This is a genomic window from Anabaena catenula FACHB-362 (assembly GCF_014698735.1).
Classification (GTDB): domain Bacteria; phylum Cyanobacteriota; class Cyanobacteriia; order Cyanobacteriales; family Nostocaceae; genus Anabaena; species Anabaena variabilis_A.
This window is the reverse complement of record NZ_JACJTQ010000062.1, coordinates 1-13,691: the sequence shown is the minus strand read 5'-3', so window position 1 is coordinate 13,691 and position 13,691 is coordinate 1. Positions and strand designations below refer to the sequence as shown.

The window sequence follows — 13,691 nt, the reverse complement described above, 5'->3', positions numbered from 1 at the left end:
TGAATCAATACCGTTGTTAAGAGAAGAGTATGAAGGCATAGAGCGTTTCGTAGTTGAGTTATTGTCTTTCACAACGACAACTCAAAAACTACCACTCAGCACCCTGTGCCGGATATCATATCACTCTTATAATCCCTGCTGCCACAAATAAACTAGCCGGAAACCTTGAAGTAATTTTTAGGACTTATTGTTAAAAGGGCATTGAGATATCAGCTTACCCTTGTAAATTGGCGAAGGTATTGTTTTTGATTTGTCGTTGGTATCTTCACTGATAGGTGGATGCCTAAGTGCGGAGTTTGGCTAAAGGGAGAATGCGATCGCAAATAGCTTAAAAATAAATAACGGTGCCAATAGCGATTACAAGACGGACAGGCAAAACAAAGATTTTCAAATATCGCTTCCCCACCAAGCGAAAGGGGGCGAATGTGCTCAACTTCAAACGTCATCGCCGTTAAAAATTCATTACTTTTTATGAATTTCGTTCAAAATGCGTTATGACGTTTGAACTGTTCCTGGGGGAGCAACGCGATTTTGTGAGATGACCCCCAAAGAGAAAAAAGGGAACCCCTACGATTATAGGACTAGCCCTTTCAAGGTGACTAACGGAAATACGTCGTTACAGTGCTATCATCTTGAATCTTCCGCTCATATTTTGAGTTTTTTGAAGGTTGAAACAACCAATCTTCAAAAATCCCAAAATTTGAGCACATAACTCAGAATGATCGCACTGAAACAATGTATCTTTATGTGTCACCTTGAAAGGGTTAGTCCTAAATAAGTTAAAACACTTGTATACCTGTAATAAATCAAGACGATGATATGAGTTTGACCAAGCAACAAGACTTAAAGTTACCCCCTATCCCCAGAACATTTGCGGAGGCTGTAGTTAGGGTGAACCAATTTGTTTTGTCAGAATTTGAGCGGGAAATTGCTCAAAAACAGCTCTATTACCACACAATCGACCATGTAATGGGTGTAAAACAGCGTGCTGGGTTAATTTTTCAGACAATTACCCCTTATTTGCTTATTGCAGATGAAAGTATCACCAGAATGGAACTATTAGTAGATTTGTGTGCGATCGCTCATGACATGATACAAATCTTCATACCCAACCCACCATTGACTCCCAGGCGACGAGAAGCCAGTGTGAGTGAATATGTAACTATTGAAAGGCTGTTGGACTATATCCAAGATTTAAATCAACAAATATCTGCATCTAATCCCAAAAGTATAGCGCTATTCACAAACGCAGATTTATCAATTATCCAAGAAGCTATTTCTGCCACAATTTGCCTTTATGACCCCACAGACCAAAGTATCTATCAGCCTTCTCTATATGACACTAACCAAAATATCTCACATATAGCTCGCATCATCGCTTTAGCAGATATTGGTGGATTAGGTATGGAGGGAATAGCAGCCTATAACAAAGAAAGTAGTTTACTATTTTTGGAAGAAAATCCTGACATCATTCCGATTATTCAAAATCATCAAATACAAACTCTTGCCACAGATGACCCAGAACTATACGAGAACATCAGACAACGGTTGCTCAGACGCGCCCAGTTTCAAGTGAATTTTGCAAAATCGCGGTTGCATCGCCTCAGCTATGAATTACGAGGTTTCCCAGAAGTAGCAATATTAACTTTACGCCAAACTACATTTAAGTATTTAAATATACAAATTATTCAAGAAATTGCAGCAACTACCCCTAGAGATCCAGAAGCTTCTTTAGAAGTCCTGATTAAGTTTTTTGAATTCGAGCGTTTACTCAGTACAATACAAATACTAGCCTAAAAGATGAATTAATAAACACAACTATGTTAATGCTACTTCTATCAGTAGGTGATGATTTATATGCTGTTGAAAGTGCTGCTGTAGTCGAAGTTATACCTAGAGTATCGCTGCGAAAAGTACATCATGTACCAGAGTATGTAGCTGGTTTATTTCAGTACCGAGGTGCAATTGTACCTGTGATTGACCTGTGCCATTTAATTCGTGGTACACCCAGCCGTTTTTGTTTGAGTACTCGAATTATTATGGTTAACTACCCTCGTCAAGAGAGGACACGTCAATACTTGGGCTTAGTTGCAGAAAGAGTCACAGAGACTTTCAACCAGCCCCAAACTGAGTTAATAGATTCTGGTATTCGCGTCAAAGAAGCACCATATCTAGGCGGAATACTGGTGAACGAAAAAGGGATTATACAATACATACGTTTAGATAAATTATTTACAGACGCACAAAATACTTATTTATTAACAGCAGGAGAAGGCTAAATTAATGAGTTTGGCAGAAATCTCGAAGCTATTACGACAAACAATTGGGGTGGCTCCCAATATTATTGGCTCTCGCAAAATTGCCAGAGCTATAGAAAATCGTTGTACTATTTGTGATGCAAGTAATATCAATGACTATTGGCAAATTTTACACACCTCTTCACAGGAATTGGACGAGCTAATAGAACTGATTGTTGTAATGGAAACTTGGTTTTATCGGGATAAACAACCCTTTGATTTTCTGGCTTACTACATCCGTCAAGAGTGGTTGTCCAAATCTTATACCAGTAGACTACGCTTGTTAAGCGTTCCTTGTTCTACTGGGGAAGAACCTTACTCTCTGGCTATGACACTATTAGATTTGGGATTGGTTAAAAGTCAGTTTCAGATTGATGCAGTAGATATCAGCAACAAAGCTTTAGAGAAAGCAAGAAAAGCTATTTATAGTCGGAACTCTTTTCGCAGTACTACTAACGAATTCCAACAACGATATTTTACTCCCATAAATAAAGGTTATCAGTTGGTTGAACAAGTAAAAACTGCCGTTAACTTCCATCAAGGCAATTTACTGAATCCAGATTTTTTATTAGATAGAGCGCCTTATGATATTATTTTATGTCGTAATGTTTTAATCTATTTTGATAGTACAGCTAGACAAATCGCCTTAAAAAACTTACATCGCTTATTAAAAAAACAAGGAATATTATTAGTTGGTGCTTCAGAGACAGGAGAATTAAGCAACTTAGGTTTTGAAGTCATCCGCCTAGCTTCTGGTTTTATTGGCAGGAAAACAGACTTCAAGTCAAACAAGTTACCCAACGATCATATACAAAATAATCCTCAATCGTCAAAAACTATTACTTCTCAAACAACACAACTAACGATTTCTATTGTTGATTCTAAAATTAACAATAAACAAACTACTCAAAATCAAGATATTGTCAACAGCCATAAAAAGCTAACAGAACTGTCGAAACTCAGTTTAGACGCAATTCGTAATTTAGCAGACCAAGGAAATTTAAGCGAAGCGGTATCTCGATGTCGAACTTATTTGCAAGAGAATTCTACTAGTGCAGAAGCTTATGTGTTACTAGGTCAAGTTTATCAGGCGCAAGGGCTAGAAGCACAAGCAGAGGTATGCTTCCAAAAGGCTATTTACCTTGATGGTAAAAATTTTCAAGCATTATTGCATTTAATCTTGCTAAAAGAACAAAGAGGAGATATGGTAAAAGCTACAATTTTACGTCAACGTCTGCAAAGGTTGGGAAATAGAGAATAGGAGAATAAATTGGAAGGTTGGAATATGCTCGAAATTAATAATTTCAAACGCCGTAAAAATCATGGCGATTGATGCTATTACTATATTGCATTAAATAAAACCAAACTATAGCTGTTTGTTAGAGGATGTTTTAATTATTAGGAGAAATTACAGTACTTTTATGCTGAATAACATGAGTTTACAAAAACGCTTAATCGGTGCGTTTTTATTTATTGGTGCAATTGTTCTGGTAGTGTCATTAATGGGTTGGAGTGTGAATATCAAACTGAGCAGTGCTATTAACACTCTCAGCACTAACAGTATACCCAGTATTATGGGGCTGTGGAAAATTAATGAAGGGCAAACCCAAATTGAATCTTCAGAGAAAGCTCTACTCGATCAAAAACTATTGATAACAGAAAGAAATGCAGAAGTAGTAAGAATTAAACAGGCTTGGGAACAAATTGACAGCGGGTTTAAACAGTATGAACCGACTGAGAAAAATGATGACAAGAAGAAGTTATATGAACAACTTTTAAGCAAATGGAATGAGTGGAAAGAAAATCATGAAAAATTGCTACAAATTAACCAACAGTTTGAGATATTGGGTATTGTCAATCCTCTAGATAAGGAGTTGGAACTGATTAAGCAAAATAAAGCCAATTCTCCAGAAATGGAACTAGTCAATAAAGCTAAGGTTGTGTACGAACAACTGCGACAACAAGCTAAAGATAATCGTCCTTCATTTGAAGCTGCAACCAAATTATTATTAGAAGATATTAAGCTAAATGAAAGCCTTGGAATTGCGACTTATAAAGTAGGTCAACAAGATGCGGCTACTGGTTCTTTTTTGATGATTATTGCTGTAATCATAGGTCCATTAACTGCAATTATTTTAGGCGTTGTTTTAAGTAAACCTATAGTTAATCAGGTTGAAGAGTTAGTAAAAATTTCTAACAATATAGCTACTAGTAATTTAACTACACAACAATCATCGGAAGGTAAAGACGAAATTGCCAAACTGCAAACAGCCTTTTACACAGTAGCTGCCAAAATTGCTGAGTTGGTCAATGTTGCCCAAAAAATATCTACAGGTGATTTGACGATGCAAATTGAGTTATCTGGACACCAAGACGAAATCGGTAAATTGCAAAGTGCGTTTTATACGATGAATAAGGATTTAAACTCCTTAATTAAAAGTATTCAACAGTCTGGTGTCCAGATTACCACCTCATCTACACAAATTGCTGCATCTGGAAAACAGCTAGAAGCAACAGTTACAGAACAACTCGCTTCTACCCATGAAGTCACAGCTACTGCTCAAGAAATTGCTGCTACCTCAAGAAATTTAGTCAAGATGGGGTAGATATAGCGAAGCTGTCACCAGGGGCAAGATAGGCTGAAAGTATTGCCAAGACTGGGTTTCAGAACTCGTGCTTCAAGTCAAGTATAAATACTGAATATATAATTTACCCCTAAAAAAACTCTACGGAGTGACCTACCAAAAATATGAAAATAATACTGAGATATTATTGCAAATCCTGCAACATTTTATTCACTTGATTGACATCGAAAACATCTGGATTAAAACTTTCACCCACCCACTCTATCCTTTCCTCATATTCTGGATGTGATGGATCTGCAATAATTTCCAGCAACTCAGCATAACCCCAAGAACCACCACAATCTTCAGGAGGACAAGCACGCTTCCCAGTAATACATACAGGATATTTAGTATCCATTGAACATGGCAACTCTTTTTCCACCAAAATTTCGTGTTCCCAGCTATCCCCAAAATCGTAAGTATAGGAGAACTTGAACTTCTCACCCTTAACCACCTGACTTAGCTTGACAGCATTCTCCGAACGCACATCAAAATCCGGTTGAGATTGACCGTAATCAACACCAGCAATAGTCCATGAATGCATATGATAATTATCCCAACCCATTGCCTCTTGCACAATTAGATGTAACTTTTGAAGAGTAGTCGTACTTAATACCTGTACCCTTCTCCAAATTGGCGGTCGAATGCCCTTGAGAGTGATTTTGAGTTGATAAACAGTTTGAGTTTGAGAAGAAGCAGATTTTCTCGTTACCATAGCTGATTGCTTAATTTCAGATATTAAATTTGTGCTTTATACGGAGAACCGCAGTAAGGGCAAAACCGGAACTTCAAAGAAGTAATTGGTTCATGACAATTAGCACAATTATTACGCAACTTAGTCCCACAAAGAAAACAATACTGAGAGCGAATATGAGTCCATATTGCTTCCGGTGGACTTCCAGGAGACCAGCAACAGGGACAAAACTTGATAATTGCATTATCCTGAATCGGAATCTGCTTAACCACTGAATCTAAATATTCAGAAGGAATTTGCAAAGCATAAGCTAACCCACGCATCGTTTTCTGATTCAGCTTAGTAGTCTTACCCCTCTCAATCTTCCCCAGACTTTGAATGTGAACATCAGCAATACTGGCCAGTTCCAACTGACTCATCCCGCAACCAGTCCGCAATCTCCTAATATATTCACCTAACGATTCTTGAGGATAGGGGAGACTCATGATTCAGAAAAATATACATTTAAGTATATTTTAAATTATGCCATGATAATCAATAATTAGATAATCATCAAAGCTCATGTTACTAAAAAAAGGAGAGAGAAAATGACAGTAACATTAGCACAAGTAACCACAGCCTTTTTAGCTAAACAAGGTTTAGCAACTAGCATAGTTCGGACTTATGAATTAACCCTATTACCATTGCTCTCCGAATATGGGAGACTGCCCATAGAATTAATCACCCGACAAATCCTCATTGATTACCTCAACAACTTAAGTAACTTAAAGTACAGCACCCATAATCGTCACCAATCAATTATCAGTGCATTATTTAACTTTGCAGTGGCAGAAAGTTACATTAAATTTAATCCCATCAATAAATTGCCTTCACGAAAACCCCAACGTCAACTAGGAGAACATAAAACAGATGAAGTGAGTCGCTATCTGAGTCAATCTCAACTATCAATTATGTACGAATTGGTAAAATCAAACCCACGATTAGAAGCAATAGTTCACTTACTACATCGGACTGGAGCAAGAATTAGCGAATTACTGGGACTGTCATTATCCGATGTCAATCAAGAAGAACGTAAATTTCAGGTAATTGGCAAAGGAAATAAACAACGCTGGTGCTTTTACAGCCAAGATACAGAAGAAGCTCTCAAAAAGTATATCAAGTATTATCGATACACAAATAGTCCCGCCCTGTTCACCGCTCAACAGCAGTTTTCAAATCTTGTCACTAGAGTCAGCTATGAAGCAGTACACGCAGATTGGGTGAAAATTACTTCTAGCTGTGAAGAGTTAAAAGATGTCAGATTACATGACTTACGGCATACTTTCGCCACTGAAAGAGTAGGATTAATGGGTATTGAAGAACTTCGTGCCTTAATGGGACATAGTAGCATCCAGACAACCTTACGCTATCAGAAAGTTACCAGTGCCAGAGCCGAAGAAGTTGCCAAAAAAGCTTTAAATATCTTGACTTTAAATACATAACAAACTAGGTTAAACACTAGCTTAAAAAACTATATATTTATAGCCTGAAAGCTTTAACAGACAAATTAATACAGAGTATAAGCAATACTCTGTAATTGCCAACTGAGACTTGATGAAAAAGAACTGGCTACCGTCCGAACTAGTAGAACATTGGACACTAGTACCTAACGAATTAGAGTTATTAACCCAGAAAAATGACCAAAATCGCTTGGGTTTCGCTTTATTACTCAAATTCTTTCTTTTCAATGCCAGATTTCCAGAGAAACCACAGGAAATCCCGGCTTCTGTTGTTAATTATGTTGCCAAACTTTTAGATATCAAGTCAGAAAGATATCAAGATTATGATTGGCAAGGACGCTCTATAAAATATCATCGCGCTCAAATTCGAGAGTATTTGGGATTTCGACAAGCTCAAGTTAGTGATGCCAGAGAACTTGCTAATTGGTTGACTGAACAAGCACTAATTTATGAATTAAAATTTGAACAATTAAAATTAGCCGCATTAACTCATTTACGTGAATTGAAAATTGAACCGCCAACTTTTTTAAGATTAGAACGGATAATTCGTTCGGCTTTGCGGACTTTTGAGGAAAACTTTTTTCGTCAAATATGTGAACAGTTATCTAGCAAATCTAAAGAACAAATAGACAATTTATTAAAGTTATCTGATTCCTCTCCACAATTAGATGCAGAGTCATCTGCACAGTTAGATGTAGAATCGTCGCCACAATTTAAAACAGATTTATCCCTACCATTAGACACAAAACCATCTTTACAAATAGAGACAGATTCATCTGCACAAACAACAGAATTATCCTCAGAATTAAAGGTAGAATCATCTCCACATTTAAATAATACATCTACTGAACAAAGCAGTACATCCACTTCAAAAACTGAAACTTCTACATGGGCTGACTTAAAAACAGATCCGGGGAGAATTGGTGTAGAAAGCTTTCAAAAAGAAATAGCTAAATTAGAGCTTTTTCGACAGTTAGATTTACCCGCAGACTTATTTAAGAAAATTCCTACCAAAGTTCTTCAAATCTACAAAGCCAGAGTAGCTGTTGAACATCCTCGTGATTTACGTCGTCACCCAGATGCTATTCGTTACACTCTCTTTGCAGCTTTTTGTTGGCTCAGAAGTCAAGAAGTTACAGATAACTTAGTGGAACTTCTCATCCAAATTGTACATCGGATAGGAGCGAATGCAGAGAAACGAATAGACAAAGAACTGCTGAACGATTTTAAACGAGTTCATGGTAAGAATAATCTACTCTATCAAATGGCAGAAGCATCTTTAAATCAACCAGATGGTACAATTAAAGATGTTATTTTCCCTGTGGTAAGTGAAGTAACACTCAAGAATTTGGTAAAAGAATATAAATCTACAGGGAATGCTTACCGCGAAAAAGTTTATACGGTGATGAGAGCTTCTTATGGAGGATATTATCGCCGAATTCTCCCCTTAATTTTGCATGAGTTAGAATTCCGCTCTAATAATGAAGTTCATCGTCCTGTAATTCAAGCTTTAGAATTACTGAAAAAATATGCAGACAGTAAACAGCGTTATTATGAAACTGGTGAAGAGATACCCATTGATGGAGTTTTGCGGAGTGGCTGGCAAGAAATTATCTTAGAAAATAATGCAGATGGGGAAATAATAGTTAATCGGATTAACTATGAATTAAGTGTCCTGCAAGCATTAAGAGAAAAACTCCGCTGTAAAGAAATTTGGGTGGTGGGTGCTAATCGTTATCGCAATCCTGAAGAAGATTTACCGGCAGATTTTGAGGCACAAAGGGAGGAATACTTTCAAGCGTTGAAACAACCGTCAGATGTGGAAGTATTTATTGCTAATTTACAGCAGCAGATGCACGAAGCATTGACGTTATTGGATCTAGGAATTCCTCAAAATCAGTTGGTGAAGATTAAAACCAAGGGTAACTCTCGAATTTCGGTTTCTCCTTTAGAGCCACAAGCTGAACCTAGTAATTTGGGACGGTTAAAAGCTGAAATTCTCCGTCGTTGGCGCATGACTAGTCTTTTAGATATTCTCAAAGAAACTGATTTACGAGTTGATTTCAGTGAATTTTTTATAAGTGTATCTACACGAGAAAATTTAGACCCAGAAACATTACAAAAACGTTTATTGCTTTGTTTATATGGTTTAGGAACGAATACGGGATTAAAGCGGTTAAGTGATGAAATTGGAGATGATAATTATCATGATTTATTGTATGTAAAGCGTCGTTTTATTCAGAAAGACCAGTTACGGAATGCGATTGCTTGTATTGCTAATGCGATTTTTCGTGCTAGAAGTCCACAGATTTGGGGAGAGGGAACTACTGCTTGTGCTTCTGATTCTAAAAAGTTTGGCTCTTGGGACCAAAATTTAATGACTGAGTGGCATATCCGCTATGGTGGACGTGGTGTGATGATTTATTGGCACGTTGAGAAGAATTCTGTTTGTATTTATTCACAGTTGAAAACTTGTTCTTCTTCGGAGGTGGCAGCGATGATTGAAGGGTTGCTGCGCCATTGTACAGAGATGAAGGTTGAGAAGAATTATGTTGATAGCCACGGACAAAGTGAGGTGGCTTTTGCTTTTTGTCATTTACTAAATTTTCAATTAATGCCGCGTCTTAAACGGATAAATGTTCAGAAGTTATATCGCCCCACAACTGGTAATAATGATGCTTATTCTAATTTGCAATCGGTTTTGACTCGTGCTATTAACTGGGATTTGATTCGTCAACAATATGACCAAATGGTGAAGTATGCAACGGCTCTGCGTTTGGGTATGGCGGAAACAGATGCGATTTTGAAGCGTTTTACTAGGGGCAATTTATTACACCCTACTTATCAAGCTTTGGCTGAATTAGGTAAGGCAGTCAAGACTATATTTTTGTGCCAATATCTACATTCTGTTGATTTGCGACAGGAGGTAAATGCTGGATTAAATGTTGTGGAAAATTGGAATAGTGCCAATAGTTTTATTTTTTATGGTAAGGGTGGGGAGATTGCGACAAATCGCTTGGAAGACCAAGAATTGGCGGTGTTGTCTCTACATTTACTCCAAATTTCTTTGGTGTATGTGAATACTTTGATGATCCAGCAGGTGTTATCACAGCCTCAATGGATGAAGTTGATGAAACCGGAGGATTTACGCGCACTTTCTCCTTTGATTTGGGCTCATGTTAATCCTTATGGTACTTTTCGCTTGGACATGAAGGAACGGTTGCCAATTGAGACTGTGATCTAAGATGATGTCTAAAAAATCACTAAAGACTCTTCATTGTCTAAAAGTCTCTCACTGTAAGGCTTTTAGCCTATCTTGCCCCTGGTGACAGCTTCGCTATATCTACCCCTATTTGCTGTTACAGAACCAACTGTAATAACTTCTTCTTGGGTAGATTTTAAGCTATTAAAAAATAAGTATCTCGCAACATAGACGGGAGTTTTCAGGAAACAATTGTTGTTCACAAAACGATTGTGCTTTACGTGATTACTCTTCCATGTAATGCTAATTGTGGAAAAAGTGTCTTTAGTGCAGTATAGTCGCACTTCTTGAGTTTTTTCCTCTTCTAGTAATGCTGAACAAGAAAAAGATAAATAAATAACAGCAAAAACAAAAATTAAACGAATCATTTTTTGATTTTCTAATTACAATTCAATTTACTAATTTCCAAACAAGTTTTCAATTATTCCGAATTAACCCAATCGGTGGGGTGATACTCTGCAAAACGATTCTAATTCCAAAGAGTTCAGAAGTTTCCAATTATTCCGAATTAACCCAATCGGTGGGTCAGAAAGTATTGTGACAGCATCTCCCTTATGGGCTTTGGAGTTTCCAATTATTCCGAATTAACCCAATCGGTGGGTTCTGTTTCAGTTCCTGTTCAAAATCAACCCATCACCCGCAAGTTTCCAATTATTCCGAATTAACCCAATCGGTGGGTCAAAGATATTGCTTTGATGCCTGAAAGTATAATAAAAGTTTCCAATTATTCCGAATTAACCCAATCGGTGGGCAATGCCCACTCAGAACGAGTTCAGCCTTTCATTGATGGTTTCCAATTATTCCGAATTAACCCAATCGGTGGGTTCCAAGGTTCGTCTAGCAGCCCTCACCCAATAAGGGTTTTAGACCGCAAATCGACACTACTATAAAAAACATTATAAATCCATCTGGAAAATTAATCAAACACATACCTTAAACCCTTACACAACAAGCCATCGACACCACTCAACGAAAGAATAGGGATTTGAGTAATTCTCTGACTGGTGTCGATAGTGATGTTACAAAAATCTCCTAAAATAGCTTAAAACCTAGACACAGAAAGATTTTGATAGAAACTTAGTTTGACAAAATATCTTCTTGGTCATTCGCACTAGCAATGTAAAATTATCATTTATACCCAACTAAGATTAAACACATACCTCAAATATTTAACTTGATTTGCATATTTAAATAAATTAGTAAAATAACTATAAAATCATACCTTATATGTCAACGTCCCGACGCAAAACTCAACAGGCAGCTAAAACCGACTCCAAAACAATCATCGCTCATTTTCTCATCGGGACACCAGGAAGCGGTAAATCTACCTTTGCAAAACTCCTATCCAGCCTGGGAAATTGCGAAATTATCTCTACTGATGAAATCCGCCAAGAACTATATGGTAACGCGACAATTCAAGGGGAATGGCACAAAATCGAAGCCACTGCTATTAACCGTATTTGTACTGCATTTAGTTTAAATAAAAGTGTTATCTACGATGCTACTAATTGTAAGCGTTCCTTTCGCATGGACTTTTTACTCAAAGTCAAAACCCAACTTGGAGAATGGGAGTTACCCCAACTCCACTGGATTGGCTGGTACTTAAAAACTCCCTTGGAAATTTGCATTCAGTGGAATCAACAACGCCAACGCCAAGTTCCCCCAGATATTATTAAAAGTATGTATAAAATGCTGCAATATTTTCCACCAATTCATGGTGAAGGATTCGCCGCAGTGAATAAAATTGATGTCAACTCACCCGAATTTTCCCAACACCAAATTGCTAAATTAATTGCAGGTGTTCCCCGTCAAATTGTTAACGTTCAAAATCGTCATGCAAACATAACACCCCATCGTTATAGTCATCTAGTGGATTTTGAACGGTTGATGTATTTGATATTCTTAATTATTAACTATCCTGGTATTGGTGAGTTCTATTTAACTCAGCCTCAAGTCCTGGAAAACATTTTCGGCTATGTTCCAGATTTTACTAACTCCCTGCAAGAGATTACTGCTTTTATGTCCAAGATGCGGGGTGAAATTTATGCTAAGGAAGATGCCATAGCTGCTGATTTAGAATGGCTAGAAGCTGAAGGAATTATTAATAGTAATTCAAAAGTTTGTAGTGAAGATTTTCCCAAGTTTGAGCCTGATGAATTGATATCTTTAAATGCAACACATTCCTATTCAGACAAAGAGGTGTTTGGGCGGTTAATCGGTACAATCCGCTTTATTCTCCACTACCCTTTTTTAGCTGATATGGGTGTAGGTAGCTTGAACACTTTAATTCGCTCTCTTGCACAAGCCGGGGTAATTGACAACTATCGTACAGAAAAAGATAGAATTCGTAAAGATATTGAAAAAGTTTTAAAACCTTATAAAATATTACCGGAGTTTCCCATGCGTCACGGTTATTTTGCTGGTACAGGCATTCTTTCTAAACCAGAATTAATCAAAGTTTTTGATATTATTCAATCCCAAGCTAATAGTTTAAATGACCCCCAAGCCATAGCAATCTACGAAACGTTTAAGCAGCGTTTATTACAAACACATACTATTGAAAATACTGAAAATATTTATCCCGTGAGAGCGATCGCTAATACTTCTATCGTAGACTCTAAACATCTCCATAGTAGTGCTTTAAGTAATAATCTCACCCAGTTGGAAACGGCAATTGTGGAAGGAAGGCTGTTGGAGTTACAACGGTTTGCAGGCGTGGGTAGATACGAAGGGGATGAAAAAGACTTTTTCTTAGCCTATCCATTGCAAATGGTGTTTTCTAATTTTGCTTGGTATTTGGGTTATGAGTGCGTGAGTAGCGAAACATCTAGTTGACTGCGATTTGAACGTCTGGATAGATTGTTTTTAGCTAGACCTCAAAGCCAACAACGTAGCGGAGAATCACAGGAAAAGGCACTACAAAAGTTACAGAAATTATTTAAATCTGGTGCGGGGATGTACTTAGGAAATAGCTGTACTGACCAACAAAAATTTCTCAGTGCAGATCAACAAGAACGAATGCAAGTCTGCGTGACAGTAGAACTCTGGTTTAATGATCGGATTTATCCCTTTATTACGGAGGGGACAAAACGGTTTGCACAGATGAAAATGTCTCCACCGATTCAGAAGACAACGAGTAATTTACCCAAGTCGCTATTTTGTTTGGACAGAACAAGCGATCGCCATTTCCCCCATCGTTTTCAAGCAATAGACATCTCCGAAAAAGAATTAAATTATGGTATAAGAATATAAAAGTGTATTTTTTGGTAAGACGTTATGGGCAGTATATTTGAATATATTCAGAGCAATCCTCAC

At 37.3% G+C, this 13,691-nt stretch carries 12 protein-coding genes and 1 CRISPR repeat array; of the genes, 8 read left to right on the top strand and 4 right to left on the bottom strand.

Annotated elements, in window-relative coordinates; genetic code table 11:
* Positions 1 to 209: 209 nt before the first annotated feature.
* Positions 210 to 446 carry an HNH endonuclease gene (locus tag H6G68_RS24335; RefSeq protein ID WP_190908952.1) on the bottom strand — a complete coding sequence of 79 codons (237 nt, stop codon included), beginning with the start codon at positions 444 to 446 and terminating at the stop codon, positions 210 to 212.
* A 373-nt stretch (positions 447 to 819) separates the two neighbouring features.
* On the opposite strand from H6G68_RS24335, the gene H6G68_RS24330 reads away from it, so the two are divergent.
* From H6G68_RS24330 to H6G68_RS24315, 4 genes are all read left to right on the top strand, one after another.
* Complete coding sequence (locus H6G68_RS24330; RefSeq protein ID WP_190908951.1) at positions 820 to 1,797, top strand: hypothetical protein; 978 nt, start codon at positions 820 to 822, stop codon at positions 1,795 to 1,797.
* 23 nt (positions 1,798 to 1,820) lie between these two features.
* Positions 1,821 to 2,279 (top strand): chemotaxis protein CheW, encoded by a 459-nt coding sequence (locus H6G68_RS24325; RefSeq protein ID WP_190908950.1) that lies wholly within the window; start codon positions 1,821 to 1,823, stop codon positions 2,277 to 2,279.
* 4 nt (positions 2,280 to 2,283) lie between these two features.
* Positions 2,284 to 3,558 (top strand): CheR family methyltransferase, encoded by a 1,275-nt coding sequence (locus H6G68_RS24320; protein WP_190908949.1) that lies wholly within the window; start codon positions 2,284 to 2,286, stop codon positions 3,556 to 3,558.
* Positions 3,559 to 3,718: 160 nt separating this feature from the next.
* The gene (locus H6G68_RS24315; RefSeq protein ID WP_190908948.1) at positions 3,719 to 4,903 is read left to right on the top strand and encodes a HAMP domain-containing methyl-accepting chemotaxis protein; all 1,185 of its coding nucleotides are present in this window, start codon (positions 3,719 to 3,721) and stop codon (positions 4,901 to 4,903) included.
* Positions 4,904 to 5,066: 163 nt separating this feature from the next.
* Here the strand turns inward: H6G68_RS24315 and H6G68_RS24310 are convergent, their stop codons facing one another.
* Positions 5,067 to 5,636, bottom strand: coding sequence for a plasmid pRiA4b ORF-3 family protein (locus tag H6G68_RS24310; RefSeq protein ID WP_190908947.1), 570 nt, complete (start codon positions 5,634 to 5,636; stop codon positions 5,067 to 5,069).
* 23 nt (positions 5,637 to 5,659) lie between these two features.
* A complete protein-coding gene (locus H6G68_RS24305) occupies positions 5,660 to 6,100 on the bottom strand; it encodes a double zinc ribbon domain-containing protein (RefSeq protein WP_190908946.1) in 441 nt (146 codons plus the stop codon).
* Between the two features lie 102 nt (positions 6,101 to 6,202).
* Between H6G68_RS24305 and H6G68_RS24300 the strand changes: the two genes are divergently transcribed.
* Entirely contained in the window at positions 6,203 to 7,096 is an 894-nt protein-coding gene (locus H6G68_RS24300) for a tyrosine-type recombinase/integrase (protein ID WP_190908945.1), read from the top strand.
* A gap of 112 nt (positions 7,097 to 7,208) precedes the next feature.
* A complete protein-coding gene (locus H6G68_RS24295) occupies positions 7,209 to 10,358 on the top strand; it encodes a Tn3 family transposase (RefSeq protein WP_190908944.1) in 3,150 nt (1,049 codons plus the stop codon).
* Between the two features lie 62 nt (positions 10,359 to 10,420).
* Here the strand turns inward: H6G68_RS24295 and H6G68_RS24290 are convergent, their stop codons facing one another.
* Positions 10,421 to 10,744, bottom strand: coding sequence for a hypothetical protein (locus H6G68_RS24290; RefSeq protein ID WP_190908943.1), 324 nt, complete (start codon positions 10,742 to 10,744; stop codon positions 10,421 to 10,423).
* A gap of 44 nt (positions 10,745 to 10,788) precedes the next feature.
* A CRISPR array of direct repeats spans positions 10,789 to 11,201; the repeat unit is 37 nt; unit sequence AGTTTCCAATTATTCCGAATTAACCCAATCGGTGGGT.
* Positions 11,202 to 11,603: 402 nt separating this feature from the next.
* Between H6G68_RS24290 and H6G68_RS24285 the strand changes: the two genes are divergently transcribed.
* Positions 11,604 to 13,211, top strand: a complete 1,608-nt coding sequence (locus H6G68_RS24285; protein ID WP_190908942.1) for an ATP-binding protein — start codon at positions 11,604 to 11,606, stop codon at positions 13,209 to 13,211.
* Between the two features lie 24 nt (positions 13,212 to 13,235).
* Positions 13,236 to 13,628, top strand: coding sequence for a hypothetical protein (locus H6G68_RS24280; protein ID WP_190908941.1), 393 nt, complete (start codon positions 13,236 to 13,238; stop codon positions 13,626 to 13,628).
* Positions 13,629 to 13,691: the final 63 nt, after the last annotated feature.